Source organism: Rhodanobacter sp. sgz306013, assembly GCF_057031145.1.
Genome location: NZ_JBXCIJ010000001.1, coordinates 1019239 through 1043843 on the forward strand (window position 1 = coordinate 1019239; position 24605 = coordinate 1043843).

The following is a 24605-nucleotide window of genomic DNA, read 5'->3' on the forward strand; positions in this document are numbered from 1 at the left end:
ACCTCGCTGCAGCGCCGAGACGTACATGGGAACCCCGACACCGACAGCAATGCCGGTGCCCTTCAACGGACGAGACCAGGGGAAGCACCATGGATCTGCTGCGATTCCTGCTCCTGCTGCCGGCGCGCCTGCTGCGCGTCACAGGGCGCGCACTCGGTTGGGCACTGCGGCCGCTGCTGGGTGACCTGACCTGGTCGGCACCGGGCTGGATGCGCGCCGTAAAGCGGCGTCCCCTGCGCTCGGCCGGCATCCTGTTCGCCGCGGTGGTGCTGGCCGGTGGCGGCTGGTACGGCTGGCGCTGGTGGCAGCAGCGACCGCGTCCGCCGGAACCGCAGCAGATCACCTGGCAAGTGGCGGCGCCGGCGGTCACCGACTACAGCAAGCAGCCGATCGTGGTGCACCCGCTGGAGCTGGCGTTCTCCGGCTCGGCCGCACCGATCGAGCGGGTCGGCAAGCCGGTCACCGAGGGCATCGACATGCGCCCGGCGACCAAAGGCCAATGGACCTGGGTGGACGACCGCACCCTGCGTTTCACGCCGGCCGCCGATTGGCCGGTGGGCCAGCACTACAAGGTGCGCTTCGACGTGCGCCGGGTATTCGCGCCGCAGGTGCGGATGGCGGATGACGAGTTCGCGTTCGACACTGCGCCGTTCACCGCCACGCTGGGCAGGGGCGAGTTCTACCAGGATCCGCAGGACGCCACCGCCAAGCAGGTGATCGTGCCGGTGGATTTCGACTACCCGATCGACGCCGCGCAGTTCGAACGCCGCATCGCGCTGGCGCTGGCCGACCGGGAAGGTAGGCTCGGTGCGGCGCTGAAGTACACGGTGACCTACGACCCGACCCGGCTGCATGCGTGGATCCACTCGCAGCCGCTGACCCTGCCGCACGACGACGGCGCCGTGGCGGTCGCGGTGGACAGCGGCGTGCGCAGTGCGCGCGGCGGCGAGGGCACCAGGGACGCGCTGAAGACCAGCGTGCGCATTCCTGGGCTCTACAGCCTGGGCGTGGACGAACTCAAGCCCACCCTGGTCGACAACGACAAGTACGAGCCCGAGCAGGTGCTGGTGGCGAACTTCAGCGGCGCCGTGCGCGGCGGCGACGTGGCCGGCCTGATCCATGCCTGGGTGCTGCCGGCGCGCAAGGCGGGTGAGCGGACAGCAGACACCGGCACTCCCTACGGCTGGGGCGTCTCCGAAGTGGGCGAGGATGTGCTGCGCCAGTCGCAGCCGTTGCCGCTGCAGGTGGTGCCCACCGAGAACGACTTCCAGGAACTGCAGAGCTTCAAGTACCACGCCGTGCCGGGGCAGCGCATCTACGTGCGCATCGGCAAGGGATTGAAGTCCTTCGGCGGCTACGTGCTGGGCAAGCCGGTGGCGCAGGTGTTCACGGTGCCGGACTATCCGAAGCTGCTGCGCTTCGTGGCGGACGGTTCGCTGCTTTCGCTCAGCGGCAGCAAGCGCATCTCGGTGGTCTCGCGCAACATGCCGGGCATGCGCGTGGAGATCGGCCGCGTGCTGCCCGACCAACTGCAGCACCTGGTCAGCCTGAACCAGGGCAGCTACAGCCATCCCGAGCTGCCCTACGACTTCGACGAGAGCCACATCGTCGAGCGCTACGAGATCAAGCGCGCGTTCCCGAAGGGCGATCCGGGCCAAGCGCACTACGAGGGCGTGGATCTGGGTCAGTACCTCAAGCCGGGCAGGCGCGGGGTGTTCTGGCTGCACCTCGCCGGCTACGACCCGGCGGCCGCCGCCAGGCGCGCCGCCGCCGCCGCGAAGGCGCGCGCGCTGGCGCAGCAGGGGCTGGCGCCGGCTCCGGGACGGTCCGCAGGCGCACCAGCCGCCGCGAGCGCGGCACCGGCCGACGACGTCGGCGATGACGGCGACGATTCGCCTCGCGACAACCGCCTGATCGTGGTCACCGACCTCGGCATGCTGGTGAAGCGCGCGCTGGACGGCAGCCAGGACGTGTTCGTGCAGTCCATCCACACCGGCCAGCCGGTGGGCGGGGCCAGCGTGTCGGTACTCGCGGTGAACGGGCAGACGCTGTACACCCAGGCCACCGGCGCCGATGGCGTGGTGCACTTCCCCAGCTTCAAGGGGCTGGAGCGCGAGAAGAAGCCCGCGCTGTACGTGGTGAGCAAGGACGGCGACCTGTCCTTCCTGCCGATCGGCAGCTACGACCGCCAGCTCGACTATTCGCGCTTCGACGTGGGCGGCGAGGCGAACGCGGCGAACCTCGGCCAGCTCAGCGGCTACCTGTTCTCCGACCGCGGCATCTACCGCCCTGGGGACGCCTTCCACATCGGCCTGATCGTGCGCGCCGCGGACTGGGCGCGCAACGTGACGGGCATCCCGCTGGAAGCCGACATCGTCGATCCGCGCGGCGTCACGGTGAAGCAGGTGCCGCTGGCCATGGATGCGTCCGGTTTCGGCGAACTCGCCTACACGCCGGCCGAGACCGCACCCACCGGCACTTGGGCGGTGAACCTGTACATCGTGCGCGGCGGCAAGGCCGATACCCAGATCGGCGGCACCACGGTGCAGGTGAAGGAATTCCTGCCCGACCGTCTGAAGGTGAGCGCCAAGTTCTCGCAGCAGGTCGCCGAGGGCTGGGTGAAGCCCGACCGGCTCAAGGGCCTGGTCGACGCGCAGAACCTGTTCGGCACGCCGGCGGCGAATCGCCGGGTGGAGGCCTCGCTTACCCTGCGTCCGGCCTGGCCGGCCTTCCACGGCTGGCCGGACTACCACTTCTACGACGTCCGCCGCGCCAAGGAGGGCTACGAGGAGAACCTCGCCGACGGCAAGACCGACGACAAGGGGCATGCCGAGTTCGACCTGGACCTCAGGAAGTACGCCGACGCCACCTACCAGCTCTATTTCCTGGCCAAGGTGCACGAGGCCGACGGCGGGCGCAGCGTGGCCGCCGCCACGCAGACCCTGGTATCGGCCAACGACTGGCTGGTGGGCTACAAGAGCGACGACGACCTCGACTACGTCAGCCGCAACGCGGCGCGCAAGGTGCGCCTGGTGGCGATAGGGCCGGACGCCAAGTCGATCGCGCTGGACGACCTCAAGGCGCAGCTGGTCGAGCGCCGCTACGTTTCGGTGCTCACCAGGCAGGGCTCGGGTGTCTACAAGTACGAATCCAAGCTCAAGGAGATACCGGTCGACGAAAAGCCGTTGGCGATCCCCGCCGGCGGCATGGACTACGCACTGCCCACCGACAAGCCCGGCGACTACGCGCTGCTGATCCTGCGCGGCAGCGACCGCAAGGAGGTCAACCGGATCAGCTACTCGGTGGCCGGCAACGCCAACCTGTCGCGCTCGCTGGAACGCAACGCCGAGCTGCAGCTCAGCCTTGACAAGCGCGACTACCAGCCTGGCGACACCATCCACGTCGCGATCCACGCGCCGTATGCCGGCAGCGGCCTGATCACCATCGAGCGCGACAAGGTCTACGCGCACGCCTGGTTCCACGCCGACACCACCAGCTCGGTGCAGAGCATCACCTTGCCCAGGGACTTCGAGGGCAACGGCTACGTCAACGTGCAGTTCGTGCGCGATCCGTCCTCCGACGAGATCTTCATGAGCCCGCTCTCCTATGGCGTGGTGCCGTTCTCGGTAAACCTCGGCACGCGCCGCGACACGCTCACGGTGGACACCCCTGCACTGGTGAAGCCGGGCGACACGGTGACCTTCAAGCTGCACGCGGCGCAGCCGGCGAAGGTCGTCCTGTTCGCGGTGGACGAGGGCATCCTGCAGGTCGCGCGCTACAAGCTGGGCGATCCGCTGAAGTACTTCTTCCGCAAGAAGATGCTCGAGGTGCGCACTTCGCAGATCCTCGACCTGATCCTGCCTGACTTCGAGAAGCTGATGGCGATGAACGCCGCGCCCGGCGGCGATGCCGACGCGGCGATCGGCCGTCAGCTCAATCCGTTCAAGCGCAAGCGGGACAAGCCGGTGGCGTACTGGTCGGGCATCGTCGATGTCGATGGCGAAAAGGACTTCAGCTACACCGTGCCGGATTACTTCAACGGCCGCCTGCGGGTGATGGCGGTGGCGGTGTCGGCCGATCGCATCGGCACCTGGGAAGGCGCCACCACCGTGCGTGGCGACTTCGTGCTCTCGCCCAACGTGCCCACCACGCTGGCGCCTGGCGACGAGGCCGAGGTCAGCGTGGGCGTGGCGAACAACCTCACCGGCATCGGCAGCAAGGCGGTGCCGGTGGCGGTGACGCTGCAGACCGGCCCGCAATTGCAGGTGCTGGGCCCGGCCACGCAGGAGGTGAGCCTGGCCTCGATGCGCGAAGGGGTGGTGCGTTTCCGCGTCAAGGCCACCGACCGGCTCGGCTCCGGCCATCTCGCCTTTGCTGCCAGCTACGGCAGCAAGGCGGCACGGCAAGGCATCGACTTGTCGGTGCGTCCGGCCGCGGCCTACCGCACCCAGGTCGACATGGGCAGGGTGGAGTCGAACAGCCAGGCCGAACTGAAGCCCTTGCGGCCGCTGTACGACGCCTACGCCTCGCGCGATGCGGCGATCTCCTCGCTGCCGGTGGTGCTGGCGCAGGGCATCACCAGCTACCTGGTGAACTACCAGCACTACTGCAGCGAGCAGATCGTCAGCTCGGCGATGCCGCTGATCGTAGTGGCGAAATGGCCGATGGTGCCGGTGTTCGCGCACGCGCTGCAGCCGGCCTTCGCTGACAAGACCGTCGGCAACGACCAGGCGCTGGCGAAGTTCCTCGACGTGCTGCATTCGCGGCAGAACGGCGCGGGCGGTTTCGGTCTGTGGTCGGCCACGCCGGACGCCGAACCCTTCGTCTCCGACTACGCGATGAACTTCCTGATCGAGGCGCGGGAACGCGGCGTGGCCGTGCCGCAGGACATGCTCGACGCGGGCAACCAGTACCTGAAGCAGCTGGCGGCCGACGACAGCATGGATACGCTGGACCAGTTGCGCCAGCGCGCGTATGCGGTGTACCTGCTGACCCGCCAGGGCAACGTCACCACCAACGACCTCGCTGCAGTACAGAAACGGCTGCAGGATCTGTACCCCAAGGCGTGGCAGGACGACCTTGCCGCGGCATGGCTTGCCGCCTCCTACAAGCTGCTCAAGCAGGACGACGAGGCGAACCGGCTGATGGCGGGGCCGCTCAAGGCGCTGACCCGGCAGAAGGCGGCGGAGGGCTTCAGCTACGGCTACTACTACGACCCGCTGACCCGCGACGCCAGCGTGCTTTACCTGGTGGCCAGGCACTTCCCGCTGGAGGCGAAGGCGCTGCCGCCGCGGGTGTTCGAGAACATCGCCTGGCCGCTGGCGCACGGGGACTACAACACCTTGTCGTCGGCGATGACCGTGCTGGCGCTGGACAGCTACGCGAAACAGACCGCAAGCAACCTCGACAGGCTCGGCATCGACGAGGTACTGGCCGACGGCAGTGCGAAATCCATCGCCCAGCCGCAGGGCGGCATCCTGCAGGGCGGCAGCTGGAGCAGCGCGGCAACCGCGTTGCGCTTCGTCAACCACGGCGACCTGCCGGCCTGGCGCATCGCCACCCAGGGCGGCTACGACCGCAGCTCATCCGACGATGCGATCAAGCACGGCATCGAGATCGTGCGCGACTACACCGACACGAACGGCAAGCCGCTGGGCCAGGTCGCGGTGGGCGAGGAGATCGACGTGCACCTGAAGATCCGTGCCACCGGTGACGAGGGCGTGGGCAACGTGGCCATTGTCGACCTGCTGCCCGGTGGCTTCGATCCGGTGCTGCAGTCGCCACCACCGGCTGCGCCGGCGGACAATGGCGATGCCGGCGATTCCGATGGCAGCGCGGCTGCTGACTCGTCCTGGCGTTCGCCGATCGGCCTGTCCAGCTCCACCTGGCGGCCCGAGTACGCGGACATCCGGGAGGATCGCGTGGTGATCTACGGCACGGCCACGCCAGACGCGCGCGAGTTCGTCTATCGCATCAAGGCGACCAACGCCGGCAGGTTCCAGGTGCCTCCGGCCTACGCCGAGTCGATGTACGACCGCGCGATCCAGGCCCGCTCGCCTGGCGGCACGGTGCTTACCGTGGTGTCGAAACCGTGAGCCGCCATGGCGCGGCGACGGAGAGGTCGGGGTGAGGGGCGGATGCTCGCCACCCATTTCCTGAGGCGTCTGCTTGTCCGCTGGCAGAACTGGCTGGTCGCGATCGTGCTGCTCGCCGCGCTGCTGGCGGGTTGCCGGCTATGGCCGCATCCGCCGCTGCGCGAACGCCTGCCCACCTCCGTGGCGGTGTACGACGACGACGGGCACCTGCTGCGGCTTGCCCTGGCCAGCGACCAGCAGTACCGCCTGTGGGTGCCGCTGAAGCAGATTTCGCCCCAGCTGGTCGAGGCCGTGCTGCTGCACGAAGACCGCTGGTTCCGCTGGCACCCGGGCTTCAATCCCTGGGGCCTGCTGCGTGGCGCGTGGGTCACCTATGTGCGTCATCGCCATCCGCAGGGCGGCTCCACCGTCACGATGCAACTGGCGCGCCTGCTGTGGCGAATGGACACGCGCACGCCGCTGGGCAAGCTGCGCCAGATCGGGCGTGCAGTGCAGCTTGAGCTGTTCTATTCCAAGCGCGCGATCCTCGAGGCCTACCTCAACGACGCGCCCTACGGCGGCAACGTGCAGGGCGTGGGGGCGGCGAGCCTGGCCTATTTCGGCAAGCCGGCCGGAGAGCTCACCCTGCCGGAAGCCTTGACCCTGGCGGTGATTCCGCAGGATCCCGCCCGCCCGCTGCAGCAGGGCAGGGCCGCCGGCGGGGTGCTGATCAACCCGGCGCTGGCCGATGCCCGCAACCGGCTCTACACGCACTGGCTGCGTCGCCATCCGCGCGACGCGGCACTGCGGCCGCTGTTCGCCTTGCCGCTGACCCTGCGCCCCTTGTCGCGGCTGCCGTTCGAGGCACCGCACGCGGTGGACCAGCTACTGGCCATGCAGCACCTCGGCGGCGAACGCCTGCCTTCGCGCGTGGTCACCACCATCGACCTCGGCCTGCAGCATGCGCTGGAACGGCAGGTGGCGAACTATGTGCAGCGCAACGCTTCGCGCGGCATCCGCAACGCGGCGGCGCTGCTGGTCGACACCCGCGACATGGGCATCAAGGCGATGGTCGGCTCGGCCGACTACTTCGACGCCGGCATCCAGGGCCAGGTCAACGGCACCCTGGCCAAGCGTTCGCCGGGCTCCACGCTCAAGCCCTTCATCTACGCGCTGGGTTTCGACCAGGGCGTGCTGCATCCACAGACCGTACTGCGCGACGTGCCCAGCTCGTTCGGTCCCTACACGCCGGAGAATTTCGACGGGCATTTCCTCGGCCCGATCACCGCCACCCAGGCGCTGATCCGCAGCCGCAACATCCCCGCCGTGTGGGTGGCCTCGCAACTGCACCAGCCCAGCCTGTACGACTTCCTGCGCGAGGCCGGCGTCAGCCGGCTGGCCAGTGAACAGCATTACGGCCTCGCCCTGGTGCTGGGGGGCGGCGAGGTGACGATGCAGGAGCTGGCCGACCTCTACGCCATGCTCGCCAACCGCGGCGTGCTGCAGCCGCTGCGCCTGCGCGCGGACGATCCGCAGCCGCAGGGCACGCGCCTGCTGAGCGACGCGGCCAGCTTCATGGTGACGGACATGCTGCGGCAGAACCCACGCCCCGACGCCGCGTTCGGCGCCGAGCACATGCACCTGCCGGTGGCCTGGAAGACCGGTACTTCCTGGTCCTTCCATGACGCCTGGACCGCCGGGAGCTTCGGTCCCTACGTGCTGGTGGTGTGGATAGGCAATTTCGACGGTACGCCGAACAACGCCTTCGTGGGCGTGGAAGCGGCCGCGCCACTGTTCTTCCAGATCGTCGATGCGCTGCGTGCCGAACGTCCGCACATGCGTGCGCCGATCCGCCACATGCCGGCGGAGCTGAAGCGCGTCGAGATCTGCCTCGCCAGCGGCGAGCTGCCCAGCCCGTGGTGCCCGCAGCGCGGCTGGACCTGGTTCATCCCCGGCAAGTCGCCGATCCGGGTGGACAACATCTACCGTCCGCTGGTGATCGACGATGCCACGGGCCTGCCGGCCTGCCCGCCGTATGCAGGCAGACGCACGCACGTGCAGGTGTTCGAATTCTGGCCCTCCGATCTCGCCCAGGTGTTCGCGCAAGCCGGCATCCCGCGGCGCAGGCCGCCGCAGAACACTGCCTGCCACAATGCCGGTCGCCCCGTCGGCGATCCGCCGCAGATCACTTCGCCCCTGCGCGGCAGCACCTATGCGATGCGCCTGCGCCAGGACCGGCCCACGCCGATCGCCTTCGGCGCCACCGCCGATGCCGATGTGCACATGCTTTACTGGTTCGTCGACGATGCCTACGTGGGGCAGGGCACCCCCGGCGACAGCCTGTTCTGGCAGCCGCGCAGCGCCGGCAGCTACCGCGTACGCGTGGTGGACGACCATGGCCGCAGCGACGAGCGCGAACTCGATGTGGGCCTGGTTCAATGAGTGCGGTTCAATGAGCCCCGTGCATTGAATGGGCTATGCTCGGGCGCTTCACTGTCGCACAGGGGCGCCAGGCATGAAGCAAGCACCGGTTCCGTCGTACTACCGCGCCACCGCCACGCCATACGAAGCCCATCCGCCGCTGCAAGGACGGCACGAAGCGCGCGTGGCCATCGTCGGGGGCGGCTACGCTGGGCTCAATGCCGCGTTGGGGCTGGCCGAACGCGGCGTGCGCGACGTGGTGCTGCTGGAGCGCGAACAGATCGGCTTCGGCGCCTCGGGCCGCAATGGCGGCTTCGTGTTCGCGGGCTATTCGCTGGGCGAGCAGGCGTTGCTCGACCAGCTCGGCGCGGCGCGCGCCGGCGCGCTGTTCGGCCTGACCACGGCGGCGGTGCAGCGCATCCGCGAGCGCGTGGCAAGGTACGCCATCGCCTGCGATGCCGTGGACGAGGGCGTGATCTGGGCCAACTGGTTCCGCGATCCCGAGGTGCTGCGCCGGCGCCAGGGCCTGCTCGCCGAACATTACGACGTGCACTGGGACTGGCTGCCGGGGGACGAATTGCGCCAGCGCGTGCGCAGCGAGCGCTATCACGACGGTCTGTACGAGCGTAATGCATTGCACCTGCACCCGTTGAACTACGCCATCGGCCTTGCGGCCGCGGCGAGCGGGCAGGGCGTGCGCATCCACGAAGAAAGCGACGTGTGGCGCCTGCAGCGCGAAGGCACCCGCTGGCTGCTCAGCACGCCGCACGGCGAAGTGCTGGCGGAGCAGGTGGTGCTGGCCTGCGGCGGTTACCTTGCCGGCCTGCGCAAGGGCATCGACCGTGCCGTGCTGCCCATCGCCACCTACGTGATGGCCACCGAGCCGCTGGGCGACCGCCTCGCCGAATGCCTTGCCACGCGCGCGGCGGTCTACGACACGCGCTTCGCCTTCGACTACTACCGTCCGCTGCCCGACACGCGGCTGCTGTGGGGCGGCCGCATCTCGGTCCGCAACCGCGCACCGCAGGCGGTGCCACGCCTGCTCCGGCATGACTTGGCGCGGGTGTTCCCGAAGCTCAAGGATGCGAAAATCGACTACGCGTGGTCGGGACTGATGAGCTATGCACGGCACCAGATGCCGCAGCTCGGCCGCGGCGAAGGCGAGGACGCCGGCCTGTGGTGGGCGCAAGCCTTCGGCGGCCACGGACTCGCGCCCACCTGCGCCGTGGGCGAGCTGCTCGCCGCGGCGATCGCCGATGGCGAGGAGGGCTGGAAGCAATTCGCGGACTACGGGCTGGCCGGCACGCACAAACCCTTCGGCCTGCTCGCCGCCCAACTCAACTATTGGTGGCAACAGGCCCGCGACGGATTCAAGACGAGGCTGGAAGGATGAGCGGAACGAGCGGGACGGATCAGGTGAGGGAGATAGGCTGGGGCGATTTCGAGAAGGTGCTGATCGTCGCTGGTACCGTGACCAAGGTGGAAGCCTTCCCCGAGGCGCGCAAGCCGGCATGGAAGGTATGGGCCGACTTCGGCCCCTACGGTGAGAAGAAGACCAGCGCGCAGATCGTGGCGCTGTACAAGGCCGAGGATCTCATCGGCCGGCAGATCGTCGGAGTGATCAACTTCCCCGAGAAGCAGATCGGCCCGTTCCGCTCGCAGTTCCTGCTCACGGGCTTTCCCACCGCGGAAGGCGTGGTGCTCACCGCGATCGAGCGCCCGGTACCCAACGGTACGCGGCTGGCCTGACGTGCCTGCACTGCGCCTCGCACGTGTCGAAGATGCCGCCGGGATCGCCCGCCTGGCCGGGGAGCTTGGTTATCCCGCAGAAACGGCGGGGATGGCCGCCCGGCTGCGAGTGATCCTGCCGCTGCCGCAGCATCGCGTGGTGGTAGCGCAGGGCGACCATGGCGGCCTGCTCGGCTGGATCGCGATCGAGCGCCGGCTCACGCTGGAGTCGGGCGAGCGCATCGAGATCGTGGGATTGGTAGTGGATGCCGCCGCGCGCGGCACCGGCGTCGGGCGCGCCCTGGTGACGGATGCCGAGCAGTGGGCGCGTGCACAGGGCTTCGACGCGATCGGCGTGCGCTCAAACGTGGCGCGCGAAGGCTCGCATCCCTTCTACCAGGCACTGGGGTACGTGCGGATGAAAACGCAGCATGCGTATCGCAAGCCCGTGAAGTGAGCGGAGTTCACACCTCTTCACTGCTGGTCCAGCCACACCTCCAGCCCCTGCGCATTCAGTTCGATGTCCATTCCAAGCAGGGCGACCAGCGCCTCGCGCCCCTGCGTCCAGCCATGCGCGGCGGCACGTCCGGCGTAGAGGTCGGTGAGCGCCCCGGTCAGCACGGCGTGGCGATCGGGCTGGTCCTGCGCGGCGCGGGCAATCGCCACCATTGCGTCGATCTGCGCATGCAGGTCGTCGGCCAGCTTCGCCACGTGCTCGACACGGCCGTAGTGGGTGAGATGCATCGCCGCGGGCTCCAGCGCGACGAGGCGACGGATCGAGGCATGCAAGGCTTCGGGGTCGAACTGCACCGGCGAGGTGGTGGGCAGGATGAAGGGGCCGTTCGTGGTGTCGAAGTCGTGGTAGGACAGGCCGAACACGTCGCCGGTGAAGCAGGTGTTGCTGCGCACGTCGTGTACCGAGAGATGGTGTTTCGCGTGACCTGGCGTGTCGAGGCAGCGCAGGGTGCGTCCGGCGAGGTCGACGACGTGGCCGTCCGGCGCCTCCACGACGCGCCCGGCAGGTACCGGGCGCAGGCGGCCGTAGGTCGACTCCATCACCTCCTCGCCGTACACCGCGCTGGCGCCGGCCCACAGCTTCGATGGATCGGTCATGTGCCGCGCGCCGCGCGGATGCACCACCAGCTTCGCGTTCGGCAGTCGCGCAATCAATTCGCCCGCACCCCCGGCGTGGTCCAGGTGCACGTGGGTGAGGACCAGCCAGTCGACATCCGCGGGCGCGAGGCCGGCCTCGCCAAGCGCGGCCAGCATGCGCGGCACCGCGTGATTGGTGCCGCAATCGATGAAGGCGCCGCGGCCGCGCTCGACGACCAGGTAAGCGGCGTCGAAGCCCGGCCGCACGAAGCCGGTGTCGATGGTGTGAATGCCTTGCGTCACCATGTCCGATCCTGTCGCGATGGAGTACGCAGCGTAGCAAACACATCCGCCGCTCTCCGTTGAACCTTGGTCGGTGTCAACCGCGTGCAAATTTGTGCGTTGACGGCAGGTCGGTTCGTGCACCATGAGTACCGCTACAAAGGCTCACTGCCCATGCAACGCATCTTCATTGTCGGCTGCCCTCGCTCAGGCACCACCCTGGTGCAGGCGATGCTGGCGCGGCATCCGGCGGTGCTGACGCTGCCGGAGACGGCGTTCTTCGAGCACTTGTGCGGCGACCTCAAGTGGCGCTGGGGCGATCGCGACGCCAGGCCACAACGCCGGCGCCTGCGGCAGCGACTGGGCTTTGCGAACAAAAGGGCATACGAAGCGCTCGAAAAACTGCAGCGTCGCCTGCCGCGCGAAGCGGCGCGACGCTCCTGGCCGCTGCGCGCCGGAACCTGCGTGCGCCGTTTCGTCGAGATGCTCGATGGACACGCACAAGCCGAGGGACGCGCAGCCTGGATCGAAAAGACGCCGTACCACCTGCTTTACATCCCTGAGATCGAGCGCCACGTGCCGGACGCGCGCTTCGTGCACGTGATCCGCCCCGGCGAGGACGTACTGGCGTCGATCGCGGACGCAAACCTGCGCTACGAGAACAACAACGCCTTCGGCGGCGGCACCGTGCACTGGTCGCGGCGCTGGAATCGTGCCGCGCAGATCCATCGTGCGCATGCACGGCGGCCGCATCACCACTTCGTCTTCCTCGACGACCTGATCCGCGACATGTCCTGCGAGTGGCGCCGCCTCTGCGCCTTCCTGCACCTGGACGCCGCTGCCGAACTCGACGCCAGCTGCGACCAGCTGATCGCCGATCTGGGCAGCGAGCCGTGGAAGCGCGAGGCGGTGAGCGGCCTGCCTGGCCATGCCCGGCGCAAGGCCGAAAGCATTTTCGGGCCACAGGTGCGGGAGTGGCTGCAAAGACAGTTGACGCCCTACGAGGAACTGCGCCGCAGCTGCAGGGGCGGCGGACAGCGCGGCGATCGCGGCGTCCGCTACTTGTTCCGCTGACGCCGTGTCCATGGGCCGCCGCCCGAGGCGGCGCCAGGCGAAGCGATGCAAGGCCGACTCGAGGGAGCGCGCGCAGGCGGTGAGGTCAGCACCGCGCCGCCGCCGGCTTGCGCCGCAGACGATGCACGCTGGTGTGCATTGCTGTCACACCATCCTCCCGGAACCCCGGCTGGGAAGCGAGGATGTCGCTGCGCTCCAGCAGTTCCACGTCCCAATGCTCACCGAACAGTGCCATGACCTCGTCGGCGCCGACCGAGAACGGCGGCCCTTCCATCTCGTGCTGCGGATATTCCAGGGTGATCATCAGGCCGCGGCAACCGGCGGGCAGGCGCGCGTAGACCTCGCGCGCATAGCGCGCGCGCAGGGGCGCGGGCAGCGCGATCACGGCGGCGCGATCGTAGACCGCGCTGCATCCGGCCAGGGTGGCGTCGTCCAGCGCGAACACGTCGCCTTCGATGACCTCGATGTCGCCGGCCACGTGGTGCACGCCCAGCGGCGACTCGTGCCGCACGAGCTCAAGGCCTTGTTCGGTGAAGAACTGCGCCACCGCCAGCGGTGACAGCTCCACCCCCAGCACGCGATGGCCCTGTCCGGCGAGCCAGGGCATGTCCAGCGTCTTGCCGCACAGCGGCACCAGCACGCGGCTGCCCCGCGGCAGCGCCAGCGCCGGCCAGTGCCGCAGCAGCAGCGGCATCGGCGTGTCGCGATGGAAGCCGGTGCGGCCCTCGCGCCAGCGTTCCAGCCAGAATTCCGCCCGCATCACCCATGCTCCGTGGAAAGGCTCAAGTCTCCCACGCCAGCATGATCTTGCCGATATGCGCACTGCTTTCCATCAGCGTATGTGCATGGGCTGCCTCGCGGGCGGGCAGGACGGTGTGGATCACCGGCCGTACCCGGCCGGATTGCAGCAGCGGCCACACTTCGCCGTACAGCTGTCGGGCCAGTTCGGCCTTGAACGCGACCGGGCGGTTGCGCAGGGTCGAGCCGGTGATGGTAAGCCGGCGCCGCATCAACTGGCTGACGTCAATGCTGGCGCGACTGCCGCCCATGGTGGCGATCAGTACCAGCCGGCCACCCTCGGCCAATGCATCCAGTTCGCGCGGGACATAGTCGCCGGCCACGTTGTCGAGAATCACGTCCACGCCGCGGCCGCCGGTGGCCTGCCTCACTTCGGCGGTGAAATCCTGCGTGCGGTAGTTGATCGCCAGCTCGGCGCCCAGCCGCTCGCACGCGGCGCACTTGTCCGCGCTCCCGGCGGTAGCGAACACGCGGTGACCGAGCGCGTGCGCCAGTTGGATGGCAGTGACGCCGATGCCGCCGGAGCCGCCCTGCACGAGCAGGCTCTCCCGCGCCCCGCCCTCGCCGTGGCCGAGCTGGCCGCGCACGAAGACATTGCTCCATACGGTGAAGAAATTCTCGGGCAGCGCGGCTGCATCGACCATCGAGAATCCAGCGGGCACCGGCAGGCACTGGACCAGCGGCGCCACCGCGTATTCCGCGTAACCGCCGCCTGCGAGCAGGGCGCACACGGCGTCGCCCGGCCTGAGTCCGAACGGGTTGTCCGCATCGAAGTCGCCCTCGACCAGGGTGCCGGCCACTTCCAGTCCCGGCAGGTCGGAGGCGCCGGGCGGCGGTGCGTACCTGCCTTGCCGCTGCAGCACGTCCGGCCGGTTCACGCCGGATGCTGCCACCTTGATCAGCACCTCGCCAGGGCCGGGTTTGGGCACCGGCCGCAGCGCCGGCTGCAGCACCTCGGGACCACCGGCTTGGACAATCTCTACGACGTGCATCTGCGGCATGCGCTTGCTTCCTGGCAGTCAACGCCACGTTGATGAAGGCGCACGGCGGCGAAAGCAAGGGCGGGGGCCGCCTGCCCTCAAAGCTGCAGCATCGGCTTGAAGCCGCCGAAGATCATCCGCTTGCCGTCGAACGGCATCGACGCCGGCGACATGCCGGACATGCGCGGGTCGGCCAGCACCCTGGCCACCACGCGATCACGGTGGGCGCGCGAGCGGTAGCTGACCCACGAGAACACCACCACCTCGTCGGGCTTCAGCTTCACGCTTTGCGGAAACGAGGTGAGCTTGCCGGGCTTCACGTCGTCGGCGACGCACTCGACGCAGGCGAGCGCGCCGTGCTTCTTCCAGAGCCTGCCGATCCTGCGGGCGAAACGCCGGTAGGCGGCGAGATTCGCCTTCGGCACGGGGACGACGAAACCATCGACGTAGTTCATGACTCCTCCGCAGTCTGGGGTGGAAGGGATTCCGGCGCCGATTCGGCATGCGGGCGGGGACGCAGCAGGCCGCCGCCGAGCAGGGCGGCCACGCCGGCGAACAGCGCGCCGGCGAGGAAGGCGGACTGGTAGCCGCCCACCAGCGCCGCGGCCTGGCTGGTGCCGGCGGCGAGCAACTGCCCGCTGCGGGCGGCGGCCAGACTGGCCAGCACCGCCAGGCCGAGCGCGCCGCCCATCATGAAGGAGGTGTTGACGATGCCCGAGGCGAGCCCGGATTCCTGCGGCGCCACATCGCCCATCGCCGCCAGCAGCACTGGATTGAACGCGATGCCGGCACCGAGGCCGAGCAGCAGCATGGCGGGCAGCACGTCGATCGCGAAATGGCCGTCCACCGGCGCCCGTGCGAACAGCGCCAGCCCCAGCGCGGCCAGCAGCAGGCCGACCGCCAGCGGCAGGCGGATGCCGAAGCGCATCACCACCCTGGCCGACAGGCCCAGCGAGAATGCCGCCATGATCAGGTTGGCCGGCACGAAAGCCAGCCCCACCTGCAGCGGGGCATAGCCCAGCACGAGCTGCAGGTACAGCGCGGAAAGGAAGAACCAGGCGAACATCGCCGCCGCCCACAGCACGCCGACCGCATTGGCGATGGCGAGGTTGCGCAGCCGGAACAGTCCCAGTGGCACCAACGGCGCGCGCACCCGCGCTTCCACCGCGAGGAAGGCCGCGAACATCGCCGCCGCCACGCCCAGCAGGCCCAGGGTGCGTGGCGACAGCCAACCCACTGCATTGCCGTTCACCACTGCGTACACCGCCAGCAACAGCGCAACGGTGACCGTGACCGCTCCCGCCGCATCCAGGTGCCGGTGCGCCAGTTCCAAGCGCAGCACAGGCAGCAGGCGCAGCGAGCACAGCAGCACCGCCACGCCGATCGGCAGGTTGATCAGAAATACCCAGTGCCAGCTCAGCGCGCCGGTCAACGCACCTCCGAGCAGGGCGCCGAGGCTGCCGCCGCCGGAGCAGACGAAGCCGTACACGCCCATTGCCTTGGCGCGGTCGCCCGGTGTGGTGAACAGGTTCATGATGAGCGAGAGCGCGACCGCGGTGACTACCGCGCCACCCAGGCCCTGCACACCGCGCGCCACCACCAGCGTCGTGCGCGTGCCGGACAGCCCGCAGGCCAGCGAGGCAAGGGTGAACAGCGCGATGCCGAGCAGGAACAGCCGGCGGTGGCCATACAGGTCACCCAGCCGGCCGCCCAGCAGCAGGAAGCCGCCGAAGGTGAGCATGTAGGCGTTCACCACCCAGGCCAGGTCGGTCTCATTGAAGTGCAGGTCGGCGCGGATCGAGGGCAGGGCCACGTTCACCACCGTGGTGTCCAGCACGATCATCAGTACGCCGAGGCACAGCACGGCGAGCGCGAGCCAGCGGCGGTCGTGCGGCACGGGTGGAGGGGCAGGGAGGTTCAAGGGATGTCTCCGCAGCAGGAAACGGTCGCCGGGGCAGCTGCGGGCGCCTCATCGTAGCGGTCATGCAGGCGTTGCCAGTGCATGCCCTTGCCATCAAGGTCGGGCATGCCGTCCCAGCCTTCGCCGCGGCCGAACGGGGTGAGGTCGAGATAGTGGTGGGTGGTCAGCAGCATGTCCAGGCCGCGGGCGTAGCTGGAATAGCTGTGGTAGACACGCTCGCCGTCGCGCAGGAACACACTGATCCCTGGCAGTTCGCCAGCGAGGTTGCCGTGCTCGCCGCGCGCAAGCATCTCGGTCCGGTCCCGGTAGTTGTATTCCACCGGCGCCACGGCCTCGTCCTGGGTCACGTGGAAGTCGTAATTGAAGTCGCTGCCCCAGGACGAATACCACGGCAGCGTCCAGCCCATGCGGACCTTGAAGCGCAACAGTTCCGCCAGTGGCGCGCGCGAGACCAGCGCGAGCGTGGTGTCGCGCGCATGCAGGTGCGCGAGGTGGCCGAGGTTGTCCACCAGGAAGGAACAGCCGGGGCAGCCCTCGCCGCGGTCGCGGTGGAACATGAAGTGGTAGACGATCAGCTGGCGCCGTCCCTCGAACAGGCCCAGCAGGGTGGCCTCGCCGTCCGGCGTGTCGAAAAGGTAGGGCTTTTCCACCGGCACCATCGGCAGCGCGCGCCGTTGGGCGTTCAGCCGGTCCAGCGTGAGGGTGGCGGCCTTCTCGGCCTCCAGCAGTGCCTTGCGGGCGACCAGCCACGTCTCGCGGCTGGCAATGGCGGGGAGTGTCGGCATCGTGCGTCTCCAGGCGGGGGTTCCTGGAGACGACGAGCGAAGCAGCCAGGAATCGACAGGTCCGCGCTGGCGACTGGGCGCGACTCAGGGAGCCACGTCCACCAGCACCAGTTCGGCGTCTTCCAGCGCGGTGACACGCAGCATGCGTTCGTCGCGGAACGCTGCGCCATCGCGGGCGTCCAGCGGAACGCCGTTCAGTTCCATCTTGCCGCGCGCGAGCACCAGATAACCACAACGGCCCGGTGCCATCGCGTAGTCCGTGCTCTCGCCGGCCTTCAGCGTGGCGCCGAGCACGCGCGCATCGGCGCGCAGGGGCAGGGCATCGGCATCGCCGGGGATGCCACTGGCCAATGGCACGAAACGCCCGGCACGTTCGCCCCGTGGAAACGGCCGCGTCCCCCAGGACGGCGGCTGGCCGTGCGCATCGGGGATGATCCAGATCTGGAAGATGCGGGTGGTTTCATTCTCCAGGTTGTACTCGGCATGGGTGATGCCGCTGCCTGCGCTCATCACTTGCACGTCGCCCGCCACCGTGCGGCCCTTGTTGCCGAGGTTGTCCTGGTGGCTGATGGCGCCCTCGCGCACGTAGGTGATGATCTCCATATCGGCGTGCGGATGCGGCGGAAAGCCGGTGTGCGGCGCGATGGTGTCGTCGTTCCACACGCGCAGCGCGCCCCAGCCCATGCGCGCGGGGTCGTGGTAGCCGGCGAACGAGAAGTGGTGCTTCGCGTTGAGCCAGCCGTGGTCGGCGCCGCCGAGGCGGTCGAAAGGCCTGCGTTCGATCATGGGAGTGCCCTCATGGATGGATGGGTACAGCATGAAGGCGAACGCGCCGCGGGAGAACCGGCGTGCAACGAACGGATTGTTTCCGGCATGAGCCCCGGCGCGTGGTCCCGCCGAACGCCGGCCCCGATCCGTACAGGCGCCGGTGCGGGTCGCCGCCAGCACCGCGCGGAAAGCACGCGGCAGCCATTCCCTGCCTGTACACGCACGCCGGGCAGGAAGGCCGCCAGCGCAGCCACGAACAGCGCCGTGCCGGTGGCGACCAACGCAGGCGCGACCCGCGGAGCCGGCGGTCAGCCATGCCAGCAGGACCGTGGGCGGGAATGGCCACGCCGCGTGCAGGCGCCCGGGCAATCCGGCAGGGAGGAGGCGCGCTTCCGCCAGGCTCTTCCGGTGGCCGGTGTTGGCTGCGTCGGCGCATGCATATTGCATTCATCCTGGCCACCGGCGTCCGCGATGCGTTGGCGTGGGTCAACGCCGCCCGCGCTGGAAATCCTGCTCCGGTGGCCGCATATCCAGTGCCGACTGCAGCGTTTGGAGATTCCCATGGCTACCGGATGGGCCGGCGACGGCGCCGTGCAAGACCAGATCGATGCCACTGTCGCCGACGCCGTGCAGCGTGCCCGCAACCAGTTGCAGCGCGGCCCCGGCCTGGCCCGCTGCGAGGAATGCGACGCGCCGATTCCCGAGGCGCGGCGCAAGGCTGTGCCCGGCGTACGCCTGTGCGTGGCCTGCCAGGAGGCGCAGGACGCCGAACGCGCGGCGAACCTCTACAACCGCCGCGGCAGCAAGGACAGCCAGCTGCGCTGAACGCTCGCGGTTCCGCGCATTCATGCAGGGCCCGGCACGATTGCGCGACACTTCGCCTCTTTGCTCCCCGCGAGGCGCGTGATCTTGCCCGATTCCCATCTTTCCCGCGGCGCGACGCTACTCCTGGCCGCGGCGGGCTGCGCGCTGGCGATGCCGGCGGCGGCGAAGTCGAAACCTTCTCCCGGTTTCGACGGCCCCCTCACCGTGCACCTGCGCAGCGACAGCATCACGCTGCGCATGGCCAAGGCGCCGCAGCTCTATCTGGCCGGCACCATCAATGTGGCCGCGGTGGAGCAGGTACGCCGGCTGCTGCAGTCGGGCAAGGTACCCCCAGGCACCGACATCTACCTCGACTCCTCCGCTGGCGATGCCGCTGCTGGCATGGAGCTCGGCAAGCTGTTCCGCGCCGCGCGTTCCAGCACGCACCTGGGTACCTGGCACACGGGTTCCGCGCCGGCGCTTCCGGCGACCTGCCTGGACGCCTGCGCCTACGCCTGGCTGGGTGGCGTGTACCGCTGGTCGCCCAGCGGCGCCGACCGTATCGGCCTGCACGAGAACCTGCTGCCGAACCGCGCCACCGCCGCACCAGGCGTGCCGTCGCCGACCGAGCTGCGCAACTACATCGCCGCGATGGACGTGCGGCCCGGGCAGGTCGCGAAGGTAGGCGCCCTGGTGGTGAACGGCGTCGCCTGGTGGAAGCCGGAACAGCTGTTGCCCGCGCAGGTGGCCAACAACGGCCGCCTGCCGCTGGTGGCGTCCTACCGGAAGACTCCCGGCGACGCGCCTACCCTGGTGCTTTCCCAGACGGTGCGCAGCCATGAGAACCAGCTCACCCTGCAGTGCGGGCCTGGCCAGATCACCCTGAGCGCCCGTTACGCCGTGGGCGAGGAGCGTGCCCGCACCCTGGCTGCGCGCGCGATGTACGCCTACTTCGAGGTGGGCGGAGAGGCCTGGCAACCTCGCCTGGGGAAGCGCCCGCAGGCCGACGGCGACGCATTGCTGTTCGAGCGCCGGATGCCTTTCACGCAACTCGAGAGCGTCCTGCATGCCGGCTCCCTGGCTGCCTGGATCGAGATCACCGGCAGCCCGGTGCGGCTGGGCTTCTGGATCGCGCCGTCATCGGCAGAAAAGCTCACGCAACCGTTCCAGGCGGATTGCGCGGCGTTGCAGCCGGGCTACGTGGCGCCGAAGGCGCCGTCGGAACACGCCAGGCCGTCGTTCTGGAGGAAGATCTTCAGGCGCAGGCAATAAGGGCAGGCTGGTGGCTTCCGCCGAGCTTGCCGGGGCATCCCTGAGACATTCCGGCAGCCCCGCATCGGCAATAAACGGCAACGGCGCCGCAGCCATGCGGCGCCGTTGCCGTTTCCAGCGACCATCGCTGCATGCCGGTTTCCGGCGGCATGACAGATCGGGTGATCAGATCGCCTCGAAGATGCCGGCAGCGCCCATGCCGGTGCCAATGCACATGGTCACCATGCCGTACTTCTGCTTGCGGCGATGCAGGCCATGCACGAGCGTGGCGATGCGCACCGCGCCGGTGGCGCCGAGCGGGTGGCCGAGCGCGATGGCGCCACCGAGCGGATTGACCTTGGCGGGGTCCAGCTGGAGGTCGCCCATCACCGCCAGCGCCTGCGCGGCGAAGGCTTCGTTGAGCTCGATCCAGTCGAGCTGGTCCTGCGTGATGCCGGTCTGCCTGAGCGCTTTCGGAATCGCTTCTTTCGGGCCGATGCCCATCACCTCGGGTTTGACGCCGGCCACCGAGAAGCCCACGAAGCGGGCCAGCGGCTGCAGGTTGTATTCCTTGACCGCCTTTTCGCTGGCCAGCAGCACTGCGCCTGCGCCATCGGACATCTGCGAGGAGTTGCCGGCGGTGACGGTGCCGCCGAACTGGCCGTTGCGGAACACGGTCTTGAGCTTGCCCAGCACCTCGGCAGTGGTGCCGGCGCGCGGACCCTCGTCGGCGCTGATGAGGCGGCTGTCGGTGACGATGCCGCGGGTGGCGAGGTCGGGGTAGCGGTCGTCGAGCTGGAACGGGGTGATCTCGTCCTTGAACTCGCCGGCGGCTTGGGCGGCCAGCGCGCGACGGTGGCTTTCCACCGAGAACGCGTCCTGCGCCTCGCGGCTGACCTTCCATTGCTTGGCCACGTTCTCGGCGGTGATACCCATGCCGTAAGCGATGCCGATGTGCTCGTTGCTGAAGATGGCGGGGTTCATCGCGATCTTGTGGCCCATCATCGGCACCATGCTCATGCTCTCGGTGCCGCCGGCGAGCATAAGGTCGTCTTCACCGAGGCGGATGCGGTCAGCCGCCATCGCCACGGCCTGCAGACCGGAAGAGCAGAAGCGGTTGATGGTGACGCCCGGCACAGTGTCCGGCAGGCCGGCCAGCAGCAGGCCGATGCGCGCCACGTTCATGCCTTGCTCGGCCTCGGGCATCGCGCAGCCGATGATGACGTCGCCGATGCGATGGGGGTCGATGCCCGGCGCCTGCGCCAGGACGGCCTTGATGACGTGGGCCAGCATGTCGTCCGGGCGGGTGTTGCGGAACACGCCGCGCGGCGCCTTGCCGACCGGGGTACGGGTGGCGGCGACGATGTAGGCGTCTTGCACTTGCTTGGTCATGTCTTGTGTCCTCGTGAGGAATCCGGAAAGGGGAAGGGATGCGATCCGGGTTCCGTCAATTCCGCAGCGGCTTGCCGGTGGTCATGGTGTGCGCGATGCGGGCCTGGGTTTTTTCGGTCTTGGCCAGCTCGACGAAGTGCTTGCGCTCCAGCTCCAGCAGCCACTCCTCGTCTACCAGCGAGCCGCGTTCCACGTTGCCGCCGCACAGGCAGTCGGCGATGCGGGTGGCGATGGTGATGTCGTGTTCGGAGGCGAAGTAGCCGGCCTGCAGGTTGGCCAGCGAGGCCTTGAAGGTGGCGGTGCCCACGTCGCCGGCGACCGGCACGTTGCGCAGGTACAGCGGCGGCCGCCAGCCGGATTCGGCCAGCGACAGCGCCACTTTCTTCGCCACGTAGAGCAGCTCGTAGGCGTTGAACACCACCACGTCGCTGTCGCGCAGCAAGCCCATGTTCTTCGCCTCGATCGCGCTGGGCGAGACCTTGGCCATCGCCACCGTCTCGAACACCTTCTTCAACGACTCGAACGGATCGGCCGGATTGGCCTTGGCCGCGCGTACGGCCAGCTCGTGCAGGCCGCCGCCGGCGGGCAACAGGCCCACGCCGGCCTCGACCAGGCCGATATAGCTCTCCAACGCGGCCACGGTGCGCGCGGAGTGCATCTGGAACTCGCAGCCGCCGCCCAGCGCGAGGCCGCGCACCGCAGAGACCACCGGCACCAGCGCGTGCTTGATGCGCATGCTGGTGCGCTGGAAGTTGGCGACCATCTTCTCGAAGTCGTCGAACTTGCCGGCCTGCAGCAGGCCCAGTGCGCCCTTGAGGTCGGCGCCGGCGGAGAACGGCTCGCCGTTCTGCCAGATCACCACGGCCTTGAGCTTCTCCTCCGCCACGCCGATGGCGTGCTGGATGCCGTCGAGCACCTGGTCGTTGACCGTGTGCATCTTGGTCTTGAACGAGAGGATGCCGACGCTGTCGTCGCCCAGCGTCCACAGGCGCACGCCGTCGTTTTCCCACACGGTGCTGCCCTGGTCGAACTTTTCGCCGAGGATGGGATCGGGGAACAGCTGGCGGGCATAGACCGGGTGTGCTGAGCGCGGCTTGGCCTTGCCGTCGGCGGCGGACCAGGAGCCGTCCTTGCCGTGCACGCCGTCGCGCCCGTCCAGCACCCAGGCCGGCAGCGCCGCGTTGCTCATGGCCTTGCCGGCGGCGATGTCTTCCTGAACCCACTGCGCGACCTGCTGCCAGCCGGCGGCCTGCCAGGTTTCGAACGGGCCGAGCTTCCAGCCGTAGCCCCAGCGGATCGCGAAGTCCACGTCGCGCGCGGTGTCGGCGATGTCGGCCAGGTGGTAGGCGGTGTAGTGGAACAGGTCGCGGAACGTGGCCCACAGGAACTGCGCCTGCTTGTCCGCGGAGGCGCGCAGCTTGGCGAACTTCTCGGCCGGGTTCTTGATGGCGAGGATGGCGGCGACTTCGTCCGAGGCCTTCTGCTCGGAGACGCGGTAGTCCTGCTTGGCGACGTCGAGCACCACGATGTCCTTGCCGGCCTTGCGATAGAAGCCGGCACCGTTCTTCTGGCCCAGCGCGCCCTTCTCGATCAGCGTGGAGAGCCATGCGGGCGACTTGAAGTAGGCGTGCCAGGGATCGTTCGGCAGCGTGTCGGCCATGGTCTTGATGACGTGCGCCATGGTGTCCAGGCCCACCACGTCGGCGGTGCGGTAGGTGGCGCTCTTGGGGCGGCCCACGGCCGGACCGGTGAGCGCGTCGACCACGTCGAAGCCCAGGCCGAACTGCTCGGTGTGGTGCATGGTGGCCAGCATCGAGAACACGCCGATGCGGTTGCCGATGAAGTTGGGCGTGTCGCGGGCGATCACCACGCCCTTGCCGACGGTGGTGACGAGGAAGGCTTCCAGGCCCTCGACCACGGCCGGGTCGGTGAGGCGGGTCGGGATCAGTTCGACCAGGTGCATGTAGCGCGGCGGGTTGAAGAAATGCACGCCGCAGAAGCGGTGGCGCATCTCTTCCGGCAGCGCTTCGGCCAGGCCGTTGATCGACAGGCCGGAGGTGTTGGAGGCCAGCACCGCGGTGGGCGAAACGTGCGGGGCGATCTTCCGGTAGAGATCCAGCTTCCAGTCCATCCGCTCGGCGATTGCCTCGATCACCAGGTCGACGCCTTCGAGGTGGCCCATGTCCTCGTCGTAGTTGGCGGGAATGATCGCGCCCGCGAGGTCCTTGTCGGCCAGCGGCGCGGGCGAGAGCTTGGCGAGGTTGGCGATGGCCTTGAGCGCAATGCCGCTTTTCGGGCCTTCCTTCGCCGGCAGGTCGAACAGCACGGTCTCGACGCCGGCGTTGGTCAGGTGGGCGGCTATCTGCGCGCCCATGACGCCGGCGCCCAGCACGGCGGCCTTGCGGATGCGCAGCGTCGGGGTGGGGGTGGATGGAGCGGTCATCGGGATTCTCCGGTCAGGGACTGCAGGGAGTGCGAAAGGAAAGCCACTCGAGATGGTTGCGCCGCCGTGGCTGCGCGGTGAGGGGTCAGGAGGCGCTGAGGCCTGCGGCGGAAAAGCGGACCAGGTGCTGCACGGTCTGCTCCAGGTACGCGTGTTCGCTGATGTCGCCCTTGCGCTGGATCATTCCGAAACCGGACATCGCCAGCGTCAGCGCGCCGGTCACCAGGTCGATGCGCCAATACAGCTCTTCCTTGCTCAGCCGCGGCAGCAGCCGGGCGAACTCGGCGGTGAACTGGCGCATCACGTGGCCGTAGTTCTCGGACAGGAACTTGCGCAGGCCGTCGTCGTGCTCGGCGAAGGCACGCGCCAGCACGCGCATGAACAGCGAGCCGCCGTCGTCGTGCGAAAGCTCCAGGGCAGGGCGTATGAAGGCGTCCAGCACGTCCTCCAGGCGGGTGCCGGGCTGGTTGGCCACCTTGGCCAGGGCGCTCAGGCGCTGGGCATTCAGCGCGTCCAGGCGGCGCCGGAACACTTGCTCGACCAGTTTTTCCTTGGAGCCGAAGTGGTAGTTGACCGCGGCGAGGTTGACCCCGGCGGCGCTGGTCAGCTGGCGCAGCGAGGCGCCGTCGAAACCGCGCTGGGCGAACAGGGTCTCGGCGGCGCCGAGTATGCGTTCCTTGGTGGAGCCGGTGCGATTCACGGATCGGGTCTTCCCAGGCAGCCGACGGGCGAGTTCAAACGATCGTTTGAGCATACGCGGGCGGCTTTGCCGCCGTCAAACCACCGGGCCGG

At 68.9% G+C, this 24605-nt stretch carries 18 protein-coding genes; 8 read left to right on the forward strand and 10 right to left on the reverse strand.

Annotation, left to right across the window (positions count from 1 at the left end; all coding sequences use genetic code 11):
• Positions 1-89: 89 nt before the first annotated feature.
• The 5 genes from AC2EWF_RS04620 to AC2EWF_RS04640 all read left to right on the forward strand — a co-directional run bounded on the left by AC2EWF_RS04620 (position 90) and on the right by AC2EWF_RS04640 (position 10680).
• Complete coding sequence (locus AC2EWF_RS04620) at positions 90-6095, forward strand: alpha-2-macroglobulin family protein (protein ID WP_483638161.1); 6006 nt, start codon at positions 90-92, stop codon at positions 6093-6095.
• Positions 6096-6137: 42 nt separating this feature from the next.
• The gene (pbpC, locus tag AC2EWF_RS04625; RefSeq protein WP_483638162.1) at positions 6138-8516 is read left to right on the forward strand and encodes a penicillin-binding protein 1C; all 2379 of its coding nucleotides are present in this window, start codon (positions 6138-6140) and stop codon (positions 8514-8516) included.
• Between the two features lie 73 nt (positions 8517-8589).
• Entirely contained in the window at positions 8590-9888 is a 1299-nt protein-coding gene (locus AC2EWF_RS04630) for an NAD(P)/FAD-dependent oxidoreductase (protein ID WP_483638163.1), read from the forward strand.
• Positions 9885-10244, forward strand: a complete 360-nt coding sequence (locus tag AC2EWF_RS04635) for a tRNA-binding protein (protein ID WP_483638164.1) — start codon at positions 9885-9887, stop codon at positions 10242-10244. The genes AC2EWF_RS04630 and AC2EWF_RS04635 overlap by 4 nt, the downstream gene beginning before the upstream one ends.
• A 1-nt stretch (position 10245) precedes the next feature.
• Positions 10246-10680, forward strand: a complete 435-nt coding sequence (locus tag AC2EWF_RS04640) for a GNAT family N-acetyltransferase (protein WP_483638165.1) — start codon at positions 10246-10248, stop codon at positions 10678-10680.
• Positions 10681-10697: 17 nt separating this feature from the next.
• Here the strand turns inward: AC2EWF_RS04640 and AC2EWF_RS04645 are convergent, their stop codons facing one another.
• On the reverse strand, positions 10698-11621 hold the full coding sequence (locus tag AC2EWF_RS04645; protein WP_483638166.1) for an MBL fold metallo-hydrolase: 924 nt from the start codon (positions 11619-11621) through the stop codon (positions 10698-10700).
• A 150-nt stretch (positions 11622-11771) separates the two neighbouring features.
• Here AC2EWF_RS04645 and AC2EWF_RS04650 point away from each other — a divergent pair, with 150 nt between their 5' ends.
• Positions 11772-12671: a sulfotransferase family protein gene (locus tag AC2EWF_RS04650; RefSeq protein ID WP_483638167.1), complete on the forward strand. Its 900-nt coding sequence runs from the start codon at positions 11772-11774 to the stop codon at positions 12669-12671.
• 85 nt (positions 12672-12756) lie between these two features.
• Here AC2EWF_RS04650 and AC2EWF_RS04655 read toward each other — a convergent pair whose 3' ends face one another.
• From AC2EWF_RS04655 to AC2EWF_RS04680, 6 genes are all read right to left on the reverse strand, one after another.
• A complete protein-coding gene (locus AC2EWF_RS04655) occupies positions 12757-13431 on the reverse strand; it encodes a thiopurine S-methyltransferase (RefSeq protein WP_483638168.1) in 675 nt (224 codons plus the stop codon).
• Between the two features lie 22 nt (positions 13432-13453).
• Positions 13454-14461 carry an NAD(P)H-quinone oxidoreductase gene (locus AC2EWF_RS04660; protein WP_483638262.1) on the reverse strand — a complete coding sequence of 336 codons (1008 nt, stop codon included), beginning with the start codon at positions 14459-14461 and terminating at the stop codon, positions 13454-13456.
• Positions 14462-14547: 86 nt separating this feature from the next.
• The gene (locus AC2EWF_RS04665) at positions 14548-14904 is read right to left on the reverse strand and encodes a DUF1428 domain-containing protein (protein ID WP_483638169.1); all 357 of its coding nucleotides are present in this window, start codon (positions 14902-14904) and stop codon (positions 14548-14550) included.
• Positions 14901-16370 (reverse strand): DHA2 family efflux MFS transporter permease subunit, encoded by a 1470-nt coding sequence (locus tag AC2EWF_RS04670; protein WP_483638170.1) that lies wholly within the window; start codon positions 16368-16370, stop codon positions 14901-14903. The genes AC2EWF_RS04665 and AC2EWF_RS04670 overlap by 4 nt, the downstream gene beginning before the upstream one ends.
• Positions 16367-17155 carry a DUF899 domain-containing protein gene (locus AC2EWF_RS04675; protein WP_483638171.1) on the reverse strand — a complete coding sequence of 263 codons (789 nt, stop codon included), beginning with the start codon at positions 17153-17155 and terminating at the stop codon, positions 16367-16369. The genes AC2EWF_RS04670 and AC2EWF_RS04675 overlap by 4 nt, the downstream gene beginning before the upstream one ends.
• Positions 17156-17239: 84 nt before the next feature.
• Positions 17240-17941 carry a pirin family protein gene (locus tag AC2EWF_RS04680; protein WP_483638172.1) on the reverse strand — a complete coding sequence of 234 codons (702 nt, stop codon included), beginning with the start codon at positions 17939-17941 and terminating at the stop codon, positions 17240-17242.
• A 543-nt stretch (positions 17942-18484) separates the two neighbouring features.
• Here AC2EWF_RS04680 and AC2EWF_RS04685 point away from each other — a divergent pair.
• Positions 18485-18748 (forward strand): DksA/TraR family C4-type zinc finger protein, encoded by a 264-nt coding sequence (locus AC2EWF_RS04685; RefSeq protein WP_483638173.1) that lies wholly within the window; start codon positions 18485-18487, stop codon positions 18746-18748.
• A gap of 84 nt (positions 18749-18832) precedes the next feature.
• Positions 18833-19999, forward strand: coding sequence for a hypothetical protein (locus AC2EWF_RS04690; RefSeq protein ID WP_483638174.1), 1167 nt, complete (start codon positions 18833-18835; stop codon positions 19997-19999).
• Between the two features lie 165 nt (positions 20000-20164).
• On the opposite strand, the gene AC2EWF_RS04695 is transcribed toward AC2EWF_RS04690, so the two are convergent.
• The 3 genes from AC2EWF_RS04695 to AC2EWF_RS04705 form a co-directional block, all read right to left on the reverse strand.
• Positions 20165-21370 (reverse strand): acetyl-CoA C-acyltransferase, encoded by a 1206-nt coding sequence (locus AC2EWF_RS04695; RefSeq protein ID WP_483638175.1) that lies wholly within the window; start codon positions 21368-21370, stop codon positions 20165-20167.
• A 55-nt stretch (positions 21371-21425) separates the two neighbouring features.
• Positions 21426-23813, reverse strand: a complete 2388-nt coding sequence (locus AC2EWF_RS04700) for a 3-hydroxyacyl-CoA dehydrogenase/enoyl-CoA hydratase family protein (RefSeq protein WP_483638176.1) — start codon at positions 23811-23813, stop codon at positions 21426-21428.
• Between the two features lie 85 nt (positions 23814-23898).
• On the reverse strand, positions 23899-24567 hold the full coding sequence (locus AC2EWF_RS04705; RefSeq protein ID WP_483638177.1) for a TetR/AcrR family transcriptional regulator: 669 nt from the start codon (positions 24565-24567) through the stop codon (positions 23899-23901).
• Between the last annotated feature and the right edge of the window lie 38 nt (positions 24568-24605).